Genomic DNA, 21146 nt, shown 5'->3' with positions numbered 1-21146 from the left:
TGCTGCCGCGTGCCCCGCGCCGGCCCCCGGAGCCGGCGCGCGGGCCCTGGCGCAGGGGCCCTCGGCGAGCCGCGTAAAGTAGGCGACACCATGTCCAAGAAGACGTTCGAGGAGCTCTTCGCCGAGCTCCAGCAGAAGGCCGCCGACGGCGATCCCGCCACGTCCCGCACCGCCGAACTGGTGGGCAAGGGCGTACACACCATCGGCAAGAAGGTCGTCGAAGAGGCGGCCGAGGTGTGGATGGCCGCCGAGTACGAGGGCAAGGACGCCACGGCCGAGGAGATCTCGCAGCTCCTCTACCACGTCCAGGTGATGATGGTCGCGCGCGGGATCTCCCTCGACGACGTGTACGCCCATCTCTGACGTATCCGACGTACGCCCCGCCGTCCCCGGTCGCGCCACCGCATCCCACGCACCCGACGTACTCGTACACCCGCACTCACCTGTCTCCGTACAAAGGAATGCCTTTCATGCTGCGCATCGCCGTTCCCAACAAGGGTTCACTGTCCGGCCCCGCGTCGGCGATGCTCCATGAGGCCGGCTACCAGCAGCGCAAGGAGTCCAAGGAACTCGTCCTGGTCGACCCGGAGAACGAGGTCGAGTTCTTCTACCTGCGCCCCCGTGACATCGCCATCTACGTGAGCTCCGGCAAGCTCGACATCGGCATCACCGGCCGCGACCTGCTGCGGGATTCCGGCGCCGACGCCGAGGAGATCCTGCCGCTCGGCTTCGCCCGCTCGACCTTCCGCTACGCCACCAAACCCGGCACGGCCGGCGGCGTCGAGGACTTCGGCGGGATGACCGTCGCCACCTCGTACGAGGGGATCGTCGCGCAGCACCTCGCCGACCACGGCATCGACGCGTCCGTCGTCCACCTCGACGGGGCGGTCGAGACGGCCATCCAGCTCGGTGTGGCGCAGGTCATCGCCGATGTCGTGGAGACCGGCACGTCGTTGCGCAACGCGGGGCTGGAGGTGGTGGGCGAGCCCATCATGACGTCCGAGGCCGTCGTCGTCCGCCGGACCGGCGCGGACGCGGACGAGCCCAAGGTGCGTCAGTTCCTGCGCCGTCTCCAGGGCGTGCTCGTCGCGCGTACGTACGTGATGATGGACTACGACTGCCGCGCCGAGCACCTGGAGCGCGCCGTCGCCCTCACCCCGGGACTGGAGTCACCGACCGTGTCCCCGTTGCACGACAAGGGCTGGGTCGCCGTGCGCGCGATGGTCCCCGCCAAGGAGGCGCAGCGGATCATGGACGACCTCTACGACCTGGGGGCCCGCGCCATCCTGACCACCGCGATCCACGCCTGCCGACTCTGACCCGACGAGAACCGGCCACGGCTGCGGCCACCGGGCACGGGGCCCCGGGCACGGTCCCGCCCGTCGCCCCAGCCGTCCCACGTCACCTCCGCCGCCCCGCCGTTCCGCCGTCCCGACCCGACTGCCGCATCCGCCTGCGCGGCATCAGCACGGAAGAGAAGTCATGCCTGCCCCCGCGCCCCAGCCGGCTCCCGCGCCCGCGCTTCCGGTCACCTTCCGGCCGGTCCGTACCCGGATCGTGCTGCTGACCGTCGGAGTGGTCATGTTCGCGGTCATAACGGCGGTCGCGTTGCTGCTGGAGAAGCTGAATCCGGGGGAGCGGCTGAGCTTCATCCTGACCGCCGCGCTCTTCCTCGGCGTCCTGGCGCTGCTCAGCCGGCCCAAGGTGGTCGCGGACGAGGCGGGGGTGACCGTGGTCAACATCACGCGCAGCCGCCGGCTCGACTGGGCGGAGATCCTGCGGGTCAATCTGCGTCCCGGCGATCCCTGGGTCTTCCTCGACCTCAGTGACGGCAGCAGTCTGCCGGCCCTCGGCATCCAGCCGGGGATCGGCAAGGCGCGGGCTATCCGGGACGCCAGGGCCCTGCGGGCGCTGACGGAGTCGCGGGGATCGGGCACGGAGTCATCGGGCACCGAGTCATCCGCCCCGGGGGCCTCGGACTCCCCGGGCTCTCCGGAGACGCCGGACTCCCCGGGCACCTCCGGCGCCTGACCGCGTCACCGGACCGGCCCCGTTCCGTACCCCGTCCGGCCGTGGCCCCGGTCCGGTCCTCGTGGCTCGTCGGCGCCTGTCGGCGGGCGGGTGACCGGGCCCGGGCTCCCCGGGCACCCCGCGTGGCCGGGCCTCCGTACCCCGGCGTCCGCTCCCGCGAGGAGACGGACCACGGCACTGCCCGACGGGGCCTGTCTTGTTTACTCTGGTGTGCGGAGGCGCCGAGTGCGCCCCTCCCGCACACGACGGCCGGCTCACCGGCCCGCGGGACCCCTGCGACCCGAGGAGTGACTCCCTCCAGCAATGGACGGATCGTCCGGTAGTACCTGCGCCGCCCCCTCCGAGGAGGCGGCGGCATGACCATCCCCCTCCTGCTGCTCGTGGCAGCTTTCCTTCTGATCCTCGCCAACGGCTTCTTCGTGGCCGCCGAGTTCGGCCTCGTCACCGTCGACCGGCCCGACGCCGAGCGCGCCGCGGCGTCCGGTGACCGGCGCGCCCGGACCGTCGTGGCCTCCCTGCGGGAGCTGTCCTTCCAGCTCTCCGGCACCCAACTGGGCATCACGATCACCTCGCTCGTCGTCGGCATGCTCGCCGAACCGGCCCTCGCGCAGTTGCTGGACGGGCCGCTTTCGGCCACCGGCCTGCCCGACGGTGCCGTCTCCGGCATCGCCGTCGTGATCGGCATGCTGCTCGCCTCGGCGATCCAGATGGTGATCGGCGAACTCGTACCGAAGAACTGGGCGGTCTCGAAGCCGCTCCAGGTCGCCCGGTTCGTGGCCGGCCCGCAGCACCTCTTCTCCACCGTCTTCCGTCCGGTGATCACCCTGCTCAACGCCGTCGCCAACCGGCTGGTGCGGCTGCTGGGCGTCGAGCCGACCGAGGAACTCGCCTCGGCCCGCACCCCCGGCGAGCTCGTCTCCCTGGCCCGGCACTCGGCGCGGGCCGGCGCGCTCGAACAGGACACGGCCGACCTGTTCGTCCGGACCCTCTCCCTCGGCCGGCTCACCGCGCAGCACGTGATGACCCCCCGGGTGAAGGTGAGCGCCCTCCAGACCGGAGCGACCGCGGCGGACGTCCTGAACCTGACCCGAGCCACCGGTCTGTCGCGCTTCCCGGTCTACCGGGACCGCATCGACGAGATCGTGGGCATGGTGCACCTCAAGGACGCGCTCGCGGTGCCGGTGGCGGAGCGGCTGCGCACCCCGGCCGGCCGGATCGCGGTTCCGGCGCTGCTGGTCCCCGAGACGCTGCCCGTACAGCAGCTGCTGGGGCGGCTGCGCAGTGAGCAGCCCATAGCCGTCGTGGTGGACGAGTACGGCGGCACGGCCGGGGTCGTGACTCTGGAGGACATCGTCGAGGAACTGGTCGGCGAGGTCCGCGACGAGCACGACGCGGAGGCCGACGGCCGGCCGGAACTGGCTCCCGGCGCGCCCGAGGACGGCCGGCCCGCCTGGGAGGCCGACGGCAGCTGCCGGGTCCTCACGCTGCGCCGGATCGGCCTGGCGGCGCCCGAGGGGCCGTACGAGACACTGGCGGGCCTGGTGGCCGACCTCCTCGGCCGTATCCCGGCCCCCGGCGACCGGGCCGAACTGCCCGGCTGGCGGCTGTACGTACGCCAGGTGGACCGCTACCGGGCGGAACGGGTCCGGCTGGTACGGACCGGTGACGTCCCGGTGGAAACCGTGGAGCGTACACCGGACCGGACCTCGGACCGGACCGCGGAGTGGACACCGGGGCAGACCTCGGAGCAGGCGTCGGAGGGCGGGTGGCCCGGCGTGCCGCCGGGTTCACGGCCCGCCGCGCCGGCCGAGTCCCTCCCGGTGGCGGAGGGCGCCCGATGAGCGCCCTCCAACTCGCCTTCGCGCTCCTGCTCGTGCTCGCCAACGGATTCTTCGTCGGAGCCGAGTTCGCCCTCGTCTCCGTACGGCGCAGCCAGATCGAGCCGCACGCCGCCCTCGGTTCCGCACGCGCCAGACAGGCCCTGTACGGGCTGGAGAACCTGCCGCAGATGATGGCCGCCGCGCAGTTCGGCATCACCATCTGCTCGCTGACGCTCGGCGCCGTCGCCGAGCCCACGGTGGCGCGGCTGCTGGAACCGGTCTTCCACGCGGTGCACGTGCCCGAGGGGCTGATCCATCCGCTCGGCTATGTCATAGCCCTCGCGGTGGTGGTCTTCCTGCACCTGGTCATCGGGGAGATGGTCCCGAAGAACCTCGCCATGGCGGCGCCTGAGAAGACCGCGCTCTGGCTCAGCCCCGGCCTGGTCGGTTTCGCCCGGCTGTGCCGCCCGGTGACCGCCGGCCTCGGTGCCTGTGCCCGGGTGGTGCTGCGCGCCTTCCGGGTCGAGCCCAAGGACGAGGTGGAGGCGGTCTTCACCAGCGATCAGCTCAACCGGCTGGTCGAGGATTCCGGCCAGGCCGGGCTGCTGGAGCCGGAGGCGCAGGAGCGGCTGGAGGACGCGCTGGAGCTGGGCAGCCGCCCGGTCACCGACGTCCTGCTCACCCGCGCGTCCCTGGTGACGGTGGAGCCGACGGTCTCCCCGCGGGAGATCGAGGAGCTGACGGTACGCACCGGCTACTCGCGCTTCCCGGTGTGCGCGGAGGGCGGCGGGGCCTTCATGGGCTACCTGCACGTGAAGGACGTGCTGGACCTGGAGGCCGCCGAACGGGCCGTGCCGCAGCACGTGTGGCGGCCGATGGCGACGCTGCGGGCCGAACTCCCGCTGGACGACGCCCTGACCGTGATGCGCCGCGCGGCGACGCATCTGGCCCAGGTCGCGGACGCGTCCGGCCGGGTGCTCGGGCTGGTGGCGCTGGAGGACGTGCTGGAGATGCTGGTCGGTGAGGTCCGCGACCCGTCACACCGCCTGACCGCCGCCCGGACGCCCCTGGTGGGCGAACAGCGCCGGCAGGACCGGTCGACCCAGGTCCTGGCCGGCTGAGCCGCCGCCCTCGGGGGCCGGGCCGCCCCGGCCCCCGAGGGCTCACTCCGGTTTCGGGCCGTGGCCCCTCTCCGGGGCCCGCCCCGTCTCCGTGGGCTCGCCCTCGCTTCCGGGGCCGGACGGACTTGTCGTCGAAGTCGCCGACCGCGATGAGCTCGGCCCCCGGCCCGGGACGTCTCACACCCGGCCCAGGGCCCCGCTCAGACCTCCGGCGGGGGGTCCGTCCGGCGTCCCCGGTCCGCCGGGCCCCGGCCCGACAGTACCTCGCCGTACGCCTGCATCAGGTCCGGCAGGCGCAGGGTCGCCAGGTCGTCGCGGGTCGGGACGCCTCGGTAGCCGGACAGGCGCAGGTCCCGGTACGCGCAGCTCTTCTCGTACAGCGTGCGGACGAAGCGGCCGTTGCCCAGCTCGTCGATCCAGCCCTGCTCCACCACGTGCCCGCTGATCGAGCGCAGTTCGTCCGCCGACTCCTCGTCCCAGACGTCCCCGTTCTCCGCCGCCAGGACACCGCCGATGGCCGTCAGTTCCGGCGGCCGGTAGCTCGGGAAGTCCACCCGGCTGGTGAAACGGGACGACAGGCCCGGGTTGGTGGCGAGCAGGCGGTCCATGCCCTCCGGGTATCCGGCCAGGATGACCACCAGGTGGTCGCGGTTGTCCTCGGCGCGTTTCAGCAGCACCTGGAGCGCCTCGTCGCCGTACGCGTCGCCCTTGCTGTAGCCGGAGTTGGACAGGCTGTACGCCTCGTCCACGAACAGCACCCCGCCGATCGCCGAGTCGATCAGCTCGTTCGCCTTCACCGCCGTCTGGCCGAGGAACTCGCCCACCAGGTCAGCCCGTTGGGCCTCCACCAGGTGATCGCCGTGCAGCAGGCCGAGCGCGTAGAAGATCCGGCCGAGAATCCGCGCGACCGTGGTCTTCCCGGTGCCCGACGGACCGGAGAAGACAAAGTGACGTTTCGGCGGCTGGACGGGCAGTCCTTCCCCGGCCCGCAGCCGCGCCATGTTCAGTTGTGCGGAGATCGCCTTGACCTGGCGCTTCACCGGCTCCAGGCCGACCATCCGCTCCAGCTCCGCCAGCGCCTCGGCGAGCAGCTCCGGATCCGTCGGGCCGTCCGGGAAGCGCGGGCCCAGGAGCGGCACCGGGACCCCCGGCTGCGGGGGCACGGGCGGTGGGGCCTTCTCCCGCACGTCCCGTACCTCCCGCCCGTCCCGCAGCTCCCGGGGGTCGCGCGCGTCCCGCCCGGGCGTCGGCGGATCCGGCACCACCGGCGCCGCGCCGCCGCCGAGCGGTGGTCCGCCCTCACCGCCCAGCAGGACATCGGACCCCGGAGGCCCCTCCAGATCGCCCTGCGCGTCGACCGCGTCCATCATCTCCTGGCCGAAGCCCCCCAGCGTCACCGATGCCAGACCGGGGTCGTCGGGGCCCTCGTAGCCGTCCGAGTCCGTGATCGCGGCGAGCCGGGCCGCCGTGTCCATGAAGGCGGGATCGAGCCGGTGCACCGCCCGGTACAGCGGCAGCGCCGCCGCGCTGCGCCCCGTCCCCTCGTGCGCCCGCGCCAGCCAGTAGCGCAGCTCCTTGCGCTGGGGCTGCTCGCTGCGGCAGCGCATCAGCGCGGTGGACAGCAGGGGCAGCGCCTGCCCGTACATCTCCAGCCGGACCCGCGCCATCCCGCCGAACAGTCCCGCCTCGATCCCCAGCAGCGGATCGTCGGCGAGCGGGTCCGTGTGGCGCACCAACTGTTCCCAGTCCTTGACCAGATAGGCGCGGCAGGCGTGCAGGAAGCGCACCTGCGGGTCGGCGTCCACGGGGGGCAGCCCCGCCAGCGCCCGGTCCAGCTCCGGCACGTGCCGGCCGTCCAGCCAGTGCGAGGCGTGCGCGAGCAGCAGGTCGCGCCCGCTCTCCAGCAACGGCTGGACCCACCAGCCCAGCCAGTACCAGGAGTTGAGCGTGCGCCGGTGACGGGAGCGCTGCTCGCCGAAGCGGTCCCGGTGGCGGTACATGTGCAGCAGGGCGGAGGTGGTGTCGACGCGCAGCGCGTGCAGCCCCAGCCAGCCGTCGGCCATTCCGGCGTCGAGCCGGACCGCCGTCCTGAACTCCTCCTCCGCCTGGGGGTAGGCCCCCATGGTGTAGGCGTCCACGCCGCGCACCCAGGCGAGGTCGGCGGGGGCTCCGGTGCCCTGCGTGCCGATTTCCATCAGGTCCCCCACAAACCGTGCCCCCGTGACGTCCCGCCGGGCGGGCGCCCACGGGCAGCGCGCTGAACCACCTTTTCGCGGACGGGAATTGACCGCACCCAGAGGCATCGTACCTGCGCGGAGCGTGTGCGAATAAGGGCACCGCAGGGACTCGAGGCGGTGACCCAGGGTGAGCGTGTCAGGGGGGTCCGAGGTGTGGGTGGGGCGAAAAAGGCAGAACGAAGCCCCCGATCACGGGGGAACAACCGGGGGCTTCGCGTCCGCGGCGGCTCCGAAAAGCCGCACATTGAGAACGTAAGACCTGTCCCGCCCCGTGGTCAAGCCGAGTTGGCCACTCTCCCGGGTTGATTTCCGACTGGTCGGTATGGGGCACGCCCGCTGTCACGTTACGTGATGGCTTGGTCCGTACTTGCTGTTGTCAGGGGCCCCGGAAGAACCTCGTATCCCTCCTGGCGCTCCCGTATCAGCGCATCCGCGTACGGCAGAGACGGGTCCGTCGCGAAATGGCGCGTCTCCGCCGGTGTCCAGCCGTCCCAGAAGGCCGCCTGGCCGGGGCCGTCACGCCGGCGCCCCCGCGCCCACGACTCCTCGGCGCCGCGGTCCATCCACAGCAGCCGGGCGAGACGGGGCCGCAGCGCCCGCCGTCCGGCGCCCACCCCCTCGATGACGACCAGGGGCGCGGGAGGCAGGGTCCGGGGCGCGCGGAAGCGGCGCAGCGTCCAGTCGTACGGCGCGTAGCGCGCGGTCGCGCCGCGCGCGAGCGGTTCGAGGACCTGCGCCGACAGCCGTCCGGTCCAGGCGAACAGCTCTTCGTGCGTCGCGATGTCGTCCAGTCGCAGTACCGGCGCGCCGTCCAGCTCGGCCGCCAGCCGGGCCGCGAAGGTGGACTTGCCGGAGCCCGCGTGACCGTCCACGCCGATCAGCCGGACCGGGCCGCAGGAGGGCGGCAGGGCACGCAGTGCCGCGGCCGTCGCCGTCAGATCGTCCATGCGGTCCACGGTACGGGGCGCCGCCCGCAGGTCACGCCACTGGTCGAGACCAATATTGGTCCCCCGGCGCGCCGCCGATCTCTGGCCGCGGCCCCGAGCGAACCGGGATAGTGGCGACTGTCGGGCAGACGCTTCCCTCTCGCCGTTCCCTTACGCCGTCGACCGGAGGTCCCCATGGCCAGCCCCACCTCGCGCAGAACCGTGCTCACCGCCGCACTCGCGGTCGTCGCGGGCGCCGGCGCCGCCGGCGCCGTCCCGGCGTACGCCGCCCCGTCCGCGGCCCGGCGGACGGCCGCTCCCCAGCGCCCCGCGGGGGCGGTTCCCGGCGGCGCGGAACGTGCCGCGCGCCCGGTGGACAACGCCTTCTGGGCCTCGTACTCCGGCTGGCGCGCGGGCACGGCCAAGGGCACCCGGGCCGTCTCCGGCCCCCGCCCGGCGCTGGTGATCGGCACCCCGGCGGGCCGTACCGACTACACCGATCCGCACACCAGGAAGACCACCACCTGGGAGTACGCCACCTGGACCTCTCCCACGCACCGCTCCACGGTCCCCGCGACCGAGCTGATCGCCTCCTGGAACGCGCGGACCCCGGCCGGCACCTGGCTCCAGGTCGAACTGCGCGGCCGGTACTCCGACGGCACCGACACCCCCTGGTACGTCATGGGCCGCTGGACCTCCGGGGACGGCGACGGCGACATCCGGCGCACCTCCGTCGACGACCAGAGCGACGGGCGCAGCTCGGTGTGGACCGACACCCTCGCCGTGGACGACGCGGCGAGCGGGCTGCGCGTCACCTCCTACCGGCTGCGGCTCACGCTCTACCGCACCCCCGGCAGCGGGCTCACGCCCACGGTCCACCGGATCGGGGCCATGGCGTCGGACATCCCGGACCGGTTCACCGTCCCGGAGTCCGTCCCCGCCCTCGCCCACGAGCTGACCGTGCCGCGTTATTCGCAGGAGATCCACATCGGTCAGTACCCGCAGTACGACAACGGCGGGGAGGCGTGGTGCAGCCCCACCTCGTCCCAGATGATCATCGAGTACTGGGGACGCCGGCCCACCGCCGCCGATCTCGCCTGGGTCGATCCGGGCTACGCGGACCCGCAGGTCTGCCACGCGGCCCGGTTCACCTACGACCACCAGTACGCGGGCTGCGGCAACTGGCCCTTCAACGCCGCGTACGCCGCCACCTACCGGGACCTGAGCGCCGCCGTCACCCGGCTCGTCTCGCTGACCGAGGTGGAGACGCTCGTCGCCGCCGGCATCCCCGTGATCACCTCCCAGTCCTTCCTCAAGGAGGAGCTGACGGGCGCCGGTTACGGGACGGCGGGACACCTGATGACCGTGATCGGCTTCACCGCCGCGGGCGACGTGATCGCCAACGACCCCGCCTCGCCCGACAACCCGGCCGTGCGCCGGGTCTACCGGCGGCGCGAATGGGAGAACATCTGGCTGCGCACCAAGCGCTACAACTCCTCCGGCAAGGTGGCGTCCGGGACGGGCGGGGTCGCCTACGTGTACTGGCCCGCGTCGCCCGGCGCGGCCCAGCGGCGCGCCCTGCGGGCGGTGGGGCTGCTCTGATCCCCGGCGCCGGCCGCGGTGCCGCGGTCCCGTGGCGCCGGGGCCGGCCCCGGAGGTGGCGTCGTACGGCCGTTCAGGGCCCTTGGACGCCGCGCACGCTTCTGTGATCTTCGGTGATCTCTCTGCCATACTGCGTGGATCTTTGGCGGCTCCGTGAGACCCAGGACGCGAATGTGAATGGCAGTCAGCAGCGCGGCGCTTCCCCACGATCTCAGGTGCGCCGTTCCGAACTCATCGCGACCGGGCGCAAGTTGTTCGCCAACACCTCGTACGACGCGCTGTCCATGGACGACATCGCCCGGCACGCCGGCGTGGCCAAGGGGCTCATCTACTACTACTTCAAGAACAAGCGCGGCTACTACCTGGCCATCGTCGAGGACTCCGTCGCCGAACTGGTCACCCTCGCCGCGGCCGGCGGATCCGAGGTGCCCCGCACGGAACGGGTCCAGCGCACGGTCGAGGCGTATCTGCGCTTCGCCCAGCACAACGAGGCCGCGTACCGCACGATCATCACGGGTGGCGTCGGATTCGACACCCAGGTGCAGGAGATCCGCGACGCCGTCCGCACGGGGCTGGTATCCACCATCGCCGAAGGCGCGTACGGGCACACCGACATCCCGCCGATCGCCCGGCTCGCCCTGCTCGGCTGGCTGAGCGGGGTCGAGTGGCTGACGCTGGAGTGGCTGGGGTACCAGGAGCTGACCCTGGAGATCCCGCGCGACCTGATGGTGCGGATGCTGCGCCATACGCTCAACACGATCGAGGAGTTCGCGCCCGAGTGCCCGGCCCCGCCGGCGGACCCGGCCTTCCGCCCGTACACCGGGCGCGAGCCTGGCGAAGGGCGGGGCGAGGGGCCGGTGCCGGGCGGTGCCGGGGGCACCTTACGCACGGAACCCGCCGCGCACACGCGCCCGGCTCCCTCCACCGGCCCGGACCCGTCGTACCAGGTGCCGCGCCCCCGTGGTGACGCCGGGGACGGAGGCCACTGAGACACCCCGTCCCCGACGAGCCGCTTCGCGCGGGCCGCCGCCGGCTCCGACAGCGGTCGGCCGGATCAGCCGATCGAACGGATCAGTTCACCGTCCCCGGTGTCCCCGCTCAGCTCCCAGAAGAAGGTGCCGCCCAGGCCCTGCTGGTCCTTGTATGCCATCTTCCCGGCGATGGTGGCGGGCGTGTCGTAGCTCCACCACTGGCCGTCGCAGAACGCGTACGCGGTGCCCGCGACCGTCCCGTTCGCCGGGCAGCGGTCCTTGAGGACCTTGTAGTCCTCGATGCCCGCCTCGTACGTCCCCGGCGCGGCGCCCGTCGCGCTGCCGCCCGGCTCCGCCCGGGTCACCCCGCTCCAGCCGCGCCCGTAGAAGCCGATCCCGAGCAGCAGCTTGTCCGACGGGATGCCGAGACCCTTGAGCTTGCTGATCGCCGCGTCGGAGCTGAAGCCCTGCGTGGGTATGCCGTCGTAGGAGGTGAGCGGCGAGTGCGGGGCGGTCGGGCCCTGCGCGTTGAAGGCGCCGAAGAAGTCGTACGTCATCGGGTTGTACCAGTCGAGGTACTTCGCGGCGCCCGCGTAGTCCGCCGCGTCGATCTTCCCGCCGTCCGAGCCGTCGGCGGTGATGGCGGCCGTGACCAGGGCGTCCTCGCCGAACTCGGTCCGCAGTGCCGAGGCGAGGTTCCGGAACGCGTCGGGCCCGCTGGTGTCGCAGGTCGCCCCGCAGGCGTTCGGGTACTCCCAGTCGATGTCGATGCCGTCGAACACATCCGCCCAGCGCGGGTCCTCGACCAGGTCGTGGCAGGACTTGGCGAACTTGGCGGGGTCCTTGGCCGCCTCGCCGAACCCGCCCGACCAGGACCAGCCGCCGAACGACCAGAGGATCTTCAGGTCCGGGTGGCGCTCCTTGAGCTTGCGCAGCTGGTTGAAGTTGCCCTTGAGCGGCTGGTCCCAGGCGTCGGCGGTGCCGTCCACGCTCTGGTCGGCGGTGTACGCCTTCTCGTAGTCGGCGAAGGAGTCGCCGACCGCGCAGTTACCGCCGGTCACATTGCCGAACGCGTAGTTGATGTGTGTGAGCTTGTCGGCGGAGCCGGATGTCTGGATGTCCTTGACGTGGTAGTCGCGGTCGTAGACACCCCAGTTGGTGAAGTATCCGACCACCTTGTCGCCCGCCGCGGTGGGGGACGCGGAGGCGATGGCCCTGTCCGCGCCGGCGGAGTCGGCCGGTTCGCCGGCCGACGCGCCGCCTGCCCCGGAGAGCAGCGCGACGCCGAGGGCGGCGGTACACGCGGTGGCGGTCAGTGCCCGGAGCCGGGCACGGGGACGGTGGAGCCTGAGCATGGGCTCTCCTCGTGGGGGGAGGAAGGAACGAGTGGGGGGAAGGAACGGAGTGGGAGCCGACGCGGCGCCGGGCCGGTCGGCGTGACATGAACGCGAAAGATGTCGAGGGCGACGTTAGAAGGACTAGACCAGTGAGGTCAATGGTTCGGCGCCCGGACCTCGGACCACGGACCGCGCGTAGCGGACGGCGGGAGGCACGACCGGCCGGTTCCGTACGCCCCTCCACGGCCCGGTACGCCCGGTGCGCGGGCCCTGCGGCCCACGGGACCGGCGAGCCTCTGCCAACTGGTGACGAGAGCCCGCCGATCGGGCATACTCAACGCGCCACAGCCGTTGATCGTCCGCTTCCGTGACCCGGAAGGGCGGCCACCGGCCGGGCAGAACTGCCGTCCGGGCCCGTCCGGCCCGGACGGGCCCCAGATCCTGCTCCGGGCGGTCTTCGCGGGCCCGCGAAGACCGCCCGGCGGGATACCGGCCGGCGGTGCCGCACACCCCCTGCGGGGCCGCCGCCGTGGTGCCTTCCGGGTCGGCTGTCGGCCGTGCCGGCGGGAACCGTAGCGCCCAACAGGGAGGAGAGCCGCCGCCATGTCCGACCGCACCCCGCGCCCGGTGGAACGCCAGCTGCCCACCGAGGAGGCCGAGGACCTCCTCGCGCTCGTCCGCGACATAGCCCAACGGGAGATCCGTCCCACGGCGGCCGAGGAGGAGGACGCCGGCCGTTTCCCGCGCGAGCTGTTCACCCTCCTGTCCGCCTCCGGCCTGCTCGGCCTGCCCTACGGCTCCGAGTACGGCGGCGGGGAGCAGCCGTACGAGGTCTACCTCCAGGTCCTCGAGGAACTCGCCGCCGCCCGGCTCACCGTCGGCCTCGGCGTCAGCGTCCACACGCTCGCCTGCCACGCCCTCGCCGGGTACGGCACGAAGGAACAGGCCGCCGACCACCTGCCCGCCATGCTCGGCGGCGGTCTGCTCGGCGCCTACTGCCTCTCCGAACCGGCCTCCGGCTCGGACGCCGCCTCCCTGCGCACCAAGGCGGAACGGGACGGCGACGACTGGCTGATCACCGGCACCAAGGCGTGGATCACCCACGGCGGCGTCGCGGACTTCCTGACCGTCCTGGCCCGGACGGGCGCGGAGGGCGCGCGGGGCATCACGGCGTTCCTCGTGCCGGGCGACGCCCCGGGGCTGACCGCGGCGCCCCCGGAGCGGAAGATGGGCATGAAGGGCTCTCCCACTGCCCAACTCCACTTCGACGGCGTACGGGTGCCCGACAGCCGCCGCATCGGGGAGGAGGGCCAGGGCTTCGCCGTCGCGCTGTCCGCCCTCGACTCGGGCCGTCTCGGCATCGCCGCCTGCGCGGTCGGGGTGGCCGGGGCCGCGCTGGACGAGGCCGTCTCCTACGCCAGGGAGCGGCGGCAGTTCGGCCGGCCGGTCGCGGACTTCCAGGGCCTGCGCTTCCTGCTCGCCGACATGGCCACACAGATCGAGGCGGGCCGCGCGCTCTACCTCGCCGCCGCGCGGCTGCGCGACGCGGGGCGGCCCTTCTCCGAGCAGGCCGCCATGGCGAAGCTGTTCTGCACGGACATGGCGATGCGGGTGACCGTCGACGCCGTGCAGGTGCTCGGAGGGTACGGCTACACGATGGACTTCCCGGTGGAGCGGTACATGCGCGAGGCGAAAGTGCTCCAGATAGTGGAAGGCACCAACCAGATCCAGCGGTTGGTCATCGCCCGTCACCTGGCGGGCCCGGAATCACGCTGAACCGCACCCGCCCGGCGCGTTCCTGACGACACGACAGCCTTTGTCCGCTGTCCGTACAGCGTCCGCGCCGGGTACCAGGAGACGCGCGCACCGACGCCCGGGTCAGGCGGCCTGCCGCTGTACGTCCTGCCGCCGCGCGGGCTGCCGCTGTGCGGCCTGTCGTCGCACGTCCTGCCGTTGTACGGCCTGGAGCTTGAACGGGCGCGAACCCGGCCCGCCGACGTGCGAGAAGGGCTGCGTCCGCCAGTTCAGGCCCTGGGGGAGCGTCAGCAGGAACGCGGTGTCCTGTTCCTGCGCCTCGAACGACTGGTCCGCCGCGCGTGCGTCCGCCGCGGAGCGGCCCGTACCGGCGCATACCGACAGCACGAACGGGTTCCACGGCGTGGGGCACAGCGCGTGCTCCGGCAGGAGGTCCTCGCCCGCCGGCAGCGCGATGGGCCGCGCGCAGTCCGGGCAGATCACCCGGTACATCTCGAACGTGTCATAGGAGTCGAACTCGTCGGCGTCGACCAGTTCGGCGGGCTCCGGCTCGGTGCGTCCGGCGCGCTTCAGGCTCTGCATGGAGACATTCCCCCTCGGATGGGCCGACCAGGCATGTGTGGTCTCGACCACAGCAAGCAATGCCCGTCGCGCGAGCCAGGTAACCGTGAGGTCACGGCCGACCGGCCGGTAACCTTGTGGTCTTCGTCACATGCGCGTTCTTCCCTTCGTCCGGAGCGCGGCCGGCTGTGCCGGATGAGCCGCGGGGCCATAGGTTGATCCGTATGGAGGAGCTGGATCGTCGGATCGTTGAACTGCTCGTCAAGGACGGCAGGACGAGCTACACCGACCTGGGCAAGGCCACGGGCCTGTCCACGTCGGCGGTGCATCAGCGCGTACGCCGCCTGGAGCAGCGGGGAGTCATCCGCGGCTACGCCGCGGTGGTCGACCCGGAGGCGGTCGGCCTGCCGCTGACCGCGTTCATCTCCGTCAAACCGTTCGACCCCAGTGCCCCCGACGACATCGCGGATCGGCTCGCGGAGATCGCGGAGATCGAGGCGTGCCACAGCGTGGCGGGCGACGAGAACTACATCCTCAAGGTGCGGGTGGGCACGCCGCTGGCGCTGGAGAACCTGCTGACGCGGATCCGGTCGCTGGCGGGGGTGTCGACGAGGACCACGGTGGTCCTGTCGACGCCGTACGAGAGCCGCCCGCCGTCGTTCTGACGCGATGAGCCCCGGAGCGCGCGGCCCCGACCGCGTTTCCGCCCCCGTGCGCGTCTCCGCTCCCGACCGCTCTCGTCCCCCCGCGCGCGCCCGGCCCCTGCGCGCGCCGGCCCCGCGCGCCCCGCCGGGACCCCGGCTCGGCGGCGGGCCCGGGAAGCGGGGAACCGGCCCGCCGAGGGCCCCGTTCTCCGCGGCCGCGTCCCACGCGGGAAACTGGCCCCATGACCCACCCCAACCGCACCGTGCTCCTGCGCGGCGGCGACGTGCACAGTCCCGCCGACCCCTTCGCCACCGCCATGGTCGTCGAGCGAGGACACATCGCCTGGGTCGGCTCCGAAGGCGCGGCCGACTCCTTCTCCTCCGGCGTCGACGAGGTCGTCGACCTGGAGGGCGCTCTCGTCACTCCCGCCTTCACCGACGCCCACGTGCACCTCACCACCACCGGCCTCGCCCTCACCGGCCTCGACCTGTCCGGCGCCGCGAGCCTGCCGGAGGCCCTCGCGCTCGTCCGGGCGCACCGCGTCGCCCGCCCCCGGGACCCGGTCCTGCTCGGACACGGCTGGGACGCCGGCCACTGGCCCGAGGGGCGGCCGCCGTCCCGCGCCGAACTGGACGAGGCCGCCGGCGGGCGACCGCTCTATCTGCCGCGCGTCGACGTCCACTCCGCCGTGGTGACCACCGCCCTGCTCGACCTGGTCCCGGGTGTCACCGCCCTGACCGGCTACCACCCCGACGCGCCGCTCACCGGCGCCGCGCACCACGCCGTGCGCGCGGCGGCGTACGGCGCCGTCGGAGCGCCCCGCCGGGCCGAGGCGCAGCGCGCGGCCCGGCAGCACGCGGCGGCGCTCGGGATCGGCACGCTGCACGAGTGCGGCGGTCCCGACATCTCCGACGAGGAGGACTTCGTCGCGCTGCTGAAGCTGGCGCGGGAGGAGCCGGGGCCGCGCGTCCTCGGCTACTGGGCCGAGCCGGTGAGCGACGAGAAGGGTGCTCTGCGCGTCCGCGAGCTGGGCGCGACGGGCGCCGCGGGTGATCTCTTCGTGGACGGTTCGCTGGGCTCGCACACGGCGGCTCTGCGCGATCCCTATGCCGACGCCCCCCACTCCGGCACCCTCCATCTGGACGCGGCGGCGGTCGCGGCGCATGTGGCGGCCTGCACGGAGGCCGGACTCCAGGCCGGCTTCCACGCCATCGGGGACGCCGCGACCGACACGGTCGTCGCGGGCGTCCGCGCCGCCGCCGAGCGGCTGGGCCCGGCGCGGATCAGGGCAGCCCGGCACCGGGTGGAGCACGCCGAGATGCTCACCCCCGAGACCGTCGCCGCCTTCGCGGAGCTGGGGCTCACGGCCTCCGTCCAGCCCGCCTTCGACGCGGCCTGGGGCGGCGAGGACGGCATGTACGCGCACCGGCTCGGCGCCGAGCGGGCCCGTACGCTCAATCCGTACGCCGCGCTCCTGCGCGCCGGTGTCCCGCTGGCCTTCGGTTCCGACAGTCCGGTCACGCCGCTCGACCCCTGGGGCACGGTCCGTGCCGCCGCCTTCCACCGCACGCCCGGGCACCGGGTGTCCGTGCGCGCCGCGTTCACGGCGCACACCCGGGGCGGCTGGCGGGCCGTCGGCCGCGACGACGCGGGCACCCTCGTGCCGGGCGCCCCGGCCGACTACGTGGTGTGGCGCACCGAGGAACTGGTGGTCCAGGCGCCCGACGACCGGGTGGCGCGCTGGTCCACGGACCCCCGCTCGGGCACGCCCGGCCTGCCGGATCTCACGCCCGGCCGGCCGTTGCCCGTGGCGCTGCGGACCGTGGTCGGAGGACAAACGGTGTTCGTGCGACCGAACGAGTGACGTACGGACATTTCGTACCGCCGACCGATGGCTCCCGGGCTCCGTCCCGACCTGCGGATCTTCCCCTCTGACCTGCTGATTTGGGGAAACGTCGCAGATCAAACGGCTGTTGACAGTGAGCCGCCACCGGCGGGTAGGTTCGGCCGGGTCCACCACAGGACGTCCGTCCGGCAACCTCCGCGCAGTCCTCGAACGCCGCTGGGTCATGGGGCGGTGTGCCGCACCGGCGCACCGCCGCTGGGAGCCAGGTCCAGCGCCCGCGTCGCGGGGGCGAGGGCAGGTGTCAGCCGGCCGGCGGGTGCGACCCGGGCCGGGCCCCGGCGTTCAGTAGACAACGGCTTCCGGTCGACCCGCAGCCAGCGGGTCCCGGGCCGGCCCGAAGGACGCCGGGTCCCGTTCCGCAGCCGGTGCCGGCGCGGGGCCCGTTCCGCGCGGGCCAAGATTTGGCCACGGCCGCGTCCAGGATCTCCCCTTCCGTGCCCCCATCTCCGGACATGGTCGCCCGTGCCGCCGTCACCAGCGGTGACCACAACAGGCGAGGTCCCGGGCGTGCTCGCTATGGTGGGACAACGGCGTACGGCTATTAAGGGGCAGTAGTGAACGACGGCGGTCAGCGGCGGTACGGTCCGCTCGGTACGGCCCTGGTGATCATCCCGACCTTCAACGAGGCCGAGAACATCAGGGCGATCGTCTCCCGGGTGCGTGCCGCCGTGCCGGAGGCCGACATCCTGGTCGCCGACGACAACAGCCCCGACGGCACAGGCAAGATCGCCGACGAACTGGCCGAAGCGGACGGCCAGGTCAGGGTGTTGCACCGCAAGGGCAAGGAAGGGCTCGGCGCGGCCTATCTCGCGGGTTTCCGCTGGGGCATCGAGCACGGCTACGGCGTGCTGGTCGAGATGGACGCCGACGGCTCCCACCAGCCGGAGGAACTGCCCCGGCTGCTGACGGCCCTCAAGGGCGCCGACCTCGTCCTCGGCTCGCGCTGGGTGCCGGGCGGGCGCGTCGTCAACTGGCCCAGGACACGGGAGTTGATCTCGCGCGGTGGCAGCACCTACTCCCGGGCCCTGCTCGGTGTGCCGATCCGTGACGTCACCGGCGGTTACCGGGCCTTCCGCGCGGAGACCCTGGAGAAGCTGGGCCTGGACGCCGTCGCCTCACAGGGGTACTGCTTCCAGGTCGACCTCGCCCGGCGCGCGGTCGAGGCCGGCTGCCACGTGGTCGAGGTGCCCATCACCTTCGTCGAGCGGGAGCTGGGCGATTCCAAGATGAGCCGGGACATTCTCGTCGAGGCGCTGTGGCGGGTCACGGCGTGGGGCGTCGAGTCCCGGGCGAACCGACTCCTCGGCCGCAAACCCGCGGGCCCGTCCTGACCGGTCGGCCCGGCGCCGACAGGGCCCGTCCGGTCGGTCCCGCGGACGGGGCCTACGCCGTTCTGACAGCGCACCAGGCACACTTGGACCATGACGACCGAGCAATCGCCCCGGACCTCCCCGCCGCGCAGCCGCGCCCGTACCTGGATCCCGCTGGGCATCGCGGCCTGGCTGGTGCTGGAGATCTGGCTGCTGATCGTCGTGGGGGACCGCGCGGGCGGCCTGGCCGTTCTCGCGCTCCTCGTGGGCGCCGGGGTGCTGGGCGCGGCGGTCGTCAAACGGGCCGGGCGCCGGGCCTTCCGCAATCTGACCGAGACCCTGCAACGCGAGCAGCGCCGCCAGAGCCGTCCGGAGGAGGTCTCCGCTCCGGCGGCCGACGCGGAGGGCAACCGGAGCAAGGGCAACGGTTTCCTGATGCTCGGCGGCCTGCTGATCATGGTTCCGGGGCTGATCACCGACCTGTTGGGCCTCCTGCTGCTGATACCGCCGGTCAGGACCGCGCTCGGCCGGTACGCGGAGAAGTCACTGGAGCGCCGGATGAGCCGGGTGGCGCCGCCCGGCAGCCTCGGTGACACCTTCCAGCAGGCCCGGATGCGCCGGCCGGACGGGAAGGTCGTCCAGGGGGAGGTCATCCGCCATGACGAGCCCGAGGGCTCCCGTTCCGAGGACGAGCGAGGCGGACAGGGGCCGCGCCCGCCGCTGACTCCCTGACGTGCTGCTATCGGCGACGTGCTGGCATCGGCGTACGACACAGCCGCGGGCCGCGACACCGATCGTGTCGCGGCCCGCGGCTGTGCTGTGACGCTTGTCTCGCTTGTCCTCGCGCGGTCCGGCCGGTCAGGCGGACTTCCGGCTGTCCCGCGGATGCACGGCGATGTTCATGGCACCGGAGCGCAGGACCGCCAGCCTCTCGGCCAGCACCTCCTCCAACTCCTCGCGGGTGCGCCGCTCCATGAGCATGTCCCAGTGCGTACGCGCCGGCTTGCCCTTCTTCTCCTCGGGGCCTTCCCCGTCCACCAGGAGTGCCTGGGCGCCACACGCCTTGCACTCCCACTCCGGCGGAATTTCCGCCTCTACCGAGAACGGCATCTCGAATCGATGACCGTTCTGGCATGCGTACTCCACCGCCTGGCGCGGGGCCAGATCGATGCCGCGGTCCGTCTCGTAGCTGGTAACCACAAGTCGCGTGCCGCGGAGAGCTCGCTCACTCATGAATCGTGCCTCCCGGGCTTGTCGCCCACAGGACAGGTGTCGCTGTCGTCGTCATCCGGTCAACGTCCGGTCGGCGGTAAAGATTCCCGTTCCGGGTCATGCGTCGCCCGTCGTGCCGCCCTTGTTGTACCCACCGGCGCCCGGTTTGTCACATCTAACAGGAGATGTCACCCAGTGTTTTCATCTCCATACGTCGCAGTAACGGTCCGCCTGGCAGGCCAAACGCGTACACTACCGCCCTTCGCCTGCCACGTCTAAATCCGGTCCGGCACCGGATTCCCCGCGGCCGCGACCGCCGCCCGGACCGGGACGCGCACGAGCAAGCCGAGTCCCAGGGCGAAGAAGACCACCAGGGAGATGATCGCATCCCGGTAGCTGCCGGTGAGCTGATAGGCCAGACCGAACACCAGCGGGCCCAGCCAGCTCAGCCCCCGGTCGCTCATCTCGTACGCCGAGAAGTACTCCGCCTCCTTGCCCCGGGGCACCAGGTGGGAGAACAGCGAGCGCGACAGGGCCTGGCTGCCGCCGAGCACCATCCCGATCGCGGCCGCCAGCACGAAGAACGCGGCCGGGCTGTGCGCGGGCAGGAAGTAACCCGCCGCCAGGATCAGCGTCCAGACGACCAGGGAGCCCTCGATCGTCCGCTTGGCGCCGTACCGCGCGGCGAGCCGGCCCATCCCGAGCGCGCCCGCCACCGCCAGGATCTGCACCAGCAGCACGGCGACGATCAGTGTCGTCTGGTCCAGGCCCAGTTCCTCGGAACCGTAGATCGACGCCTGCGAGATCACCGTCTGCACCCCGTCGTTGTAGACGAGGTAGGCCAGCAGGAAGGCCAGCGTCAGGGGGTGGCGGCGCATGTCCCGCAGTGTGTTCGCCAGTTGGCGCCAGCCGGTGCCCACCGCGCCCTCGCCGCCGCGCGGCGCCCGGCGGTCACGCAGCCGTCGCAGCGGTACGACCGTGAAGGCGCCCCACCAGAGGCCGGCCGACGCCAGGCAGATCCGTACCGCCGTCGACTCGCTCACCCCGAACGTGTCATGTCCGGTGTACAGCACCAGATTCACGACCAGGACCAGCGCGCCCGAGGTGTAGCCGAAGGCCCAGCCGCGGGAGGAGACGCGGTCGCGTTCCCCGGGGGTGGCGATCTGTGGCAGGAACGCGTTGTAGAGCACCATCGAGACCGACAGCGACGCGTTCGCCACGATCAGCAGCAGCGCCCCCAGCAGATAGCGGTCGCCGTCCAGGAAGAACATGCCCGCCGTGGCCGCCGCCCCCAGGTACGCGGCGGCCGCCAGCAGTGGCTTCTTCCGTCCCGTACGGTCCGCCGCCGCGCCCACCAGCGGCATCGCCAGCACCGCGAGGATCACGGACACGGACACCGCGTACGCGAAGAGCGAGCCCGCGCGCACGGGAACGCCCAGCGGATGGACGAAGCCGTCCGCGTCGGCGGCGGCGCGGGCCACCGAGGTCAGATACGGGCCGAGGAAGACCGTGAGCACGCTCGTCGAATAGACGGAGCACGCGAAATCGTAGAAGTACCAGCCGCGTTGTTCGCGCGTGCGGGCCGCCGCCTCGTCGGCGCGGTCCGTGGTCCCGGCAGTCACCCGAGCGGTCTCGCTTTCCCCCGTGCCCCGTCGGCCGGGGCGTCCTCGTCGGTCACGGCCCCCACGGTCCCGGGGCCTTCCGTCGGCCGG

At 72.7% G+C, this 21146-nt stretch carries 17 protein-coding genes and 1 pseudogene; 12 read left to right on the top strand and 6 right to left on the bottom strand.

The window, feature by feature from the left end:
• Window positions 1–90 precede the first annotated feature (90 nt).
• From ACU6P3_RS04660 to ACU6P3_RS04640, 5 genes and pseudogenes are all read left to right on the top strand, one after another.
• Window positions 91–363, top strand: a complete 273-nt coding sequence (locus ACU6P3_RS04660) for a phosphoribosyl-ATP diphosphatase (RefSeq protein ID WP_344277509.1) — start codon at window positions 91–93, stop codon at window positions 361–363.
• Window positions 364–470: 107 nt separating this feature from the next.
• Complete coding sequence (gene hisG / locus ACU6P3_RS04655; protein WP_030757007.1) at window positions 471–1319, top strand: ATP phosphoribosyltransferase; 849 nt, start codon at window positions 471–473, stop codon at window positions 1317–1319.
• 163 nt (window positions 1320–1482) lie between these two features.
• A pseudogene (locus ACU6P3_RS04650) lies at window positions 1483–1944 on the top strand (PH domain-containing protein); the annotation flags it as partial.
• 443 nt (window positions 1945–2387) lie between these two features.
• Window positions 2388–3872 (top strand): hemolysin family protein, encoded by a 1485-nt coding sequence (locus ACU6P3_RS04645; RefSeq protein WP_447196047.1) that lies wholly within the window; start codon window positions 2388–2390, stop codon window positions 3870–3872.
• Window positions 3869–4972: a hemolysin family protein gene (locus tag ACU6P3_RS04640; protein ID WP_447196046.1), complete on the top strand. Its 1104-nt coding sequence runs from the start codon at window positions 3869–3871 to the stop codon at window positions 4970–4972. Before ACU6P3_RS04645 ends, ACU6P3_RS04640 begins: the two co-directional genes overlap by 4 nt.
• Window positions 4973–5172: 200 nt before the next feature.
• Here ACU6P3_RS04640 and ACU6P3_RS04635 read toward each other — a convergent pair whose 3' ends face one another.
• Both ACU6P3_RS04635 and ACU6P3_RS04630 read right to left on the bottom strand, forming a co-directional pair.
• The gene (locus ACU6P3_RS04635) at window positions 5173–7167 is read right to left on the bottom strand and encodes an AAA family ATPase (protein ID WP_447196045.1); all 1995 of its coding nucleotides are present in this window, start codon (window positions 7165–7167) and stop codon (window positions 5173–5175) included.
• A 386-nt stretch (window positions 7168–7553) separates the two neighbouring features.
• Window positions 7554–8156, bottom strand: coding sequence for a uridine kinase family protein (locus tag ACU6P3_RS04630; RefSeq protein WP_447196044.1), 603 nt, complete (start codon window positions 8154–8156; stop codon window positions 7554–7556).
• A gap of 174 nt (window positions 8157–8330) precedes the next feature.
• On the opposite strand from ACU6P3_RS04630, the gene ACU6P3_RS04625 reads away from it, so the two are divergent.
• A complete protein-coding gene (locus ACU6P3_RS04625; RefSeq protein WP_447196043.1) occupies window positions 8331–9737 on the top strand; it encodes a C39 family peptidase in 1407 nt (468 codons plus the stop codon).
• A 173-nt stretch (window positions 9738–9910) separates the two neighbouring features.
• The gene (locus tag ACU6P3_RS04620; RefSeq protein ID WP_447196042.1) at window positions 9911–10726 is read left to right on the top strand and encodes a TetR/AcrR family transcriptional regulator; all 816 of its coding nucleotides are present in this window, start codon (window positions 9911–9913) and stop codon (window positions 10724–10726) included.
• Window positions 10727–10791: 65 nt separating this feature from the next.
• On the opposite strand, the gene ACU6P3_RS04615 is transcribed toward ACU6P3_RS04620, so the two are convergent.
• Window positions 10792–12063 (bottom strand): glycoside hydrolase family 18 protein, encoded by a 1272-nt coding sequence (locus ACU6P3_RS04615; RefSeq protein ID WP_447196041.1) that lies wholly within the window; start codon window positions 12061–12063, stop codon window positions 10792–10794.
• Window positions 12064–12648: 585 nt separating this feature from the next.
• On the opposite strand from ACU6P3_RS04615, the gene ACU6P3_RS04610 reads away from it, so the two are divergent.
• Complete coding sequence (locus ACU6P3_RS04610) at window positions 12649–13821, top strand: acyl-CoA dehydrogenase family protein (protein WP_447196040.1); 1173 nt, start codon at window positions 12649–12651, stop codon at window positions 13819–13821.
• A 102-nt stretch (window positions 13822–13923) separates the two neighbouring features.
• Here the strand turns inward: ACU6P3_RS04610 and ACU6P3_RS04605 are convergent, their stop codons facing one another.
• The gene (locus tag ACU6P3_RS04605; RefSeq protein ID WP_447196039.1) at window positions 13924–14382 is read right to left on the bottom strand and encodes a hypothetical protein; all 459 of its coding nucleotides are present in this window, start codon (window positions 14380–14382) and stop codon (window positions 13924–13926) included.
• A 203-nt stretch (window positions 14383–14585) separates the two neighbouring features.
• Here ACU6P3_RS04605 and ACU6P3_RS04600 point away from each other — a divergent pair, with 203 nt between their 5' ends.
• The 4 genes from ACU6P3_RS04600 to fxsA all read left to right on the top strand — a co-directional run bounded on the left by ACU6P3_RS04600 (window position 14586) and on the right by fxsA (window position 18954).
• Window positions 14586–15026 carry an Lrp/AsnC family transcriptional regulator gene (locus ACU6P3_RS04600; protein ID WP_030757042.1) on the top strand — a complete coding sequence of 147 codons (441 nt, stop codon included), beginning with the start codon at window positions 14586–14588 and terminating at the stop codon, window positions 15024–15026.
• Window positions 15027–15247: 221 nt separating this feature from the next.
• Window positions 15248–16870 (top strand): amidohydrolase, encoded by a 1623-nt coding sequence (locus ACU6P3_RS04595; protein ID WP_447196038.1) that lies wholly within the window; start codon window positions 15248–15250, stop codon window positions 16868–16870.
• A gap of 596 nt (window positions 16871–17466) precedes the next feature.
• On the top strand, window positions 17467–18243 hold the full coding sequence (locus tag ACU6P3_RS04590) for a polyprenol monophosphomannose synthase (protein ID WP_447196037.1): 777 nt from the start codon (window positions 17467–17469) through the stop codon (window positions 18241–18243).
• Window positions 18244–18333: 90 nt separating this feature from the next.
• The gene (gene fxsA / locus ACU6P3_RS04585) at window positions 18334–18954 is read left to right on the top strand and encodes an FxsA family membrane protein (RefSeq protein WP_447196036.1); all 621 of its coding nucleotides are present in this window, start codon (window positions 18334–18336) and stop codon (window positions 18952–18954) included.
• Between the two features lie 126 nt (window positions 18955–19080).
• Here fxsA and ACU6P3_RS04580 read toward each other — a convergent pair whose 3' ends face one another.
• Both ACU6P3_RS04580 and ACU6P3_RS04575 read right to left on the bottom strand, forming a co-directional pair.
• Window positions 19081–19455 carry an RNA polymerase-binding protein RbpA gene (locus tag ACU6P3_RS04580; RefSeq protein WP_030757047.1) on the bottom strand — a complete coding sequence of 125 codons (375 nt, stop codon included), beginning with the start codon at window positions 19453–19455 and terminating at the stop codon, window positions 19081–19083.
• Between the two features lie 254 nt (window positions 19456–19709).
• On the bottom strand, window positions 19710–21056 hold the full coding sequence (locus tag ACU6P3_RS04575) for an MFS transporter (protein ID WP_447196035.1): 1347 nt from the start codon (window positions 21054–21056) through the stop codon (window positions 19710–19712).
• Window positions 21057–21146: the final 90 nt, after the last annotated feature.

The organism is Streptomyces hebeiensis (genome assembly GCF_052983195.1).
This window is presented reverse-complemented; position numbering and strand designations above follow the sequence as displayed.

Bases quoted from the DNA above. Each gene is read 5' to 3' on its own strand.
- ACU6P3_RS04660 (WP_344277509.1), top strand. From the start codon at position 91: ATGTCCAAGAAGACGTTCGAGGAGCTCTTCGCCGAGCTCCAGCAGAAG.
- hisG (WP_030757007.1), top strand. From the start codon at position 471: ATGCTGCGCATCGCCGTTCCCAACAAGGGTTCACTGTCCGGCCCCGCG.
- ACU6P3_RS04645 (WP_447196047.1), top strand. From the start codon at position 2,388: ATGACCATCCCCCTCCTGCTGCTCGTGGCAGCTTTCCTTCTGATCCTC.
- ACU6P3_RS04640 (WP_447196046.1), top strand. From the start codon at position 3,869: ATGAGCGCCCTCCAACTCGCCTTCGCGCTCCTGCTCGTGCTCGCCAAC.
- ACU6P3_RS04635 (WP_447196045.1), bottom strand. From the start codon at position 7,167: ATGGAAATCGGCACGCAGGGCACCGGAGCCCCCGCCGACCTCGCCTGG.
- ACU6P3_RS04630 (WP_447196044.1), bottom strand. From the start codon at position 8,156: ATGGACGATCTGACGGCGACGGCCGCGGCACTGCGTGCCCTGCCGCCC.
- ACU6P3_RS04625 (WP_447196043.1), top strand. From the start codon at position 8,331: ATGGCCAGCCCCACCTCGCGCAGAACCGTGCTCACCGCCGCACTCGCG.
- ACU6P3_RS04615 (WP_447196041.1), bottom strand. From the start codon at position 12,063: ATGCTCAGGCTCCACCGTCCCCGTGCCCGGCTCCGGGCACTGACCGCC.
- ACU6P3_RS04610 (WP_447196040.1), top strand. From the start codon at position 12,649: ATGTCCGACCGCACCCCGCGCCCGGTGGAACGCCAGCTGCCCACCGAG.
- ACU6P3_RS04605 (WP_447196039.1), bottom strand. From the start codon at position 14,382: ATGCAGAGCCTGAAGCGCGCCGGACGCACCGAGCCGGAGCCCGCCGAA.
- ACU6P3_RS04600 (WP_030757042.1), top strand. From the start codon at position 14,586: ATGGAGGAGCTGGATCGTCGGATCGTTGAACTGCTCGTCAAGGACGGC.
- ACU6P3_RS04595 (WP_447196038.1), top strand. From the start codon at position 15,248: ATGACCCACCCCAACCGCACCGTGCTCCTGCGCGGCGGCGACGTGCAC.
- fxsA (WP_447196036.1), top strand. From the start codon at position 18,334: ATGACGACCGAGCAATCGCCCCGGACCTCCCCGCCGCGCAGCCGCGCC.
- ACU6P3_RS04580 (WP_030757047.1), bottom strand. From the start codon at position 19,455: ATGAGTGAGCGAGCTCTCCGCGGCACGCGACTTGTGGTTACCAGCTAC.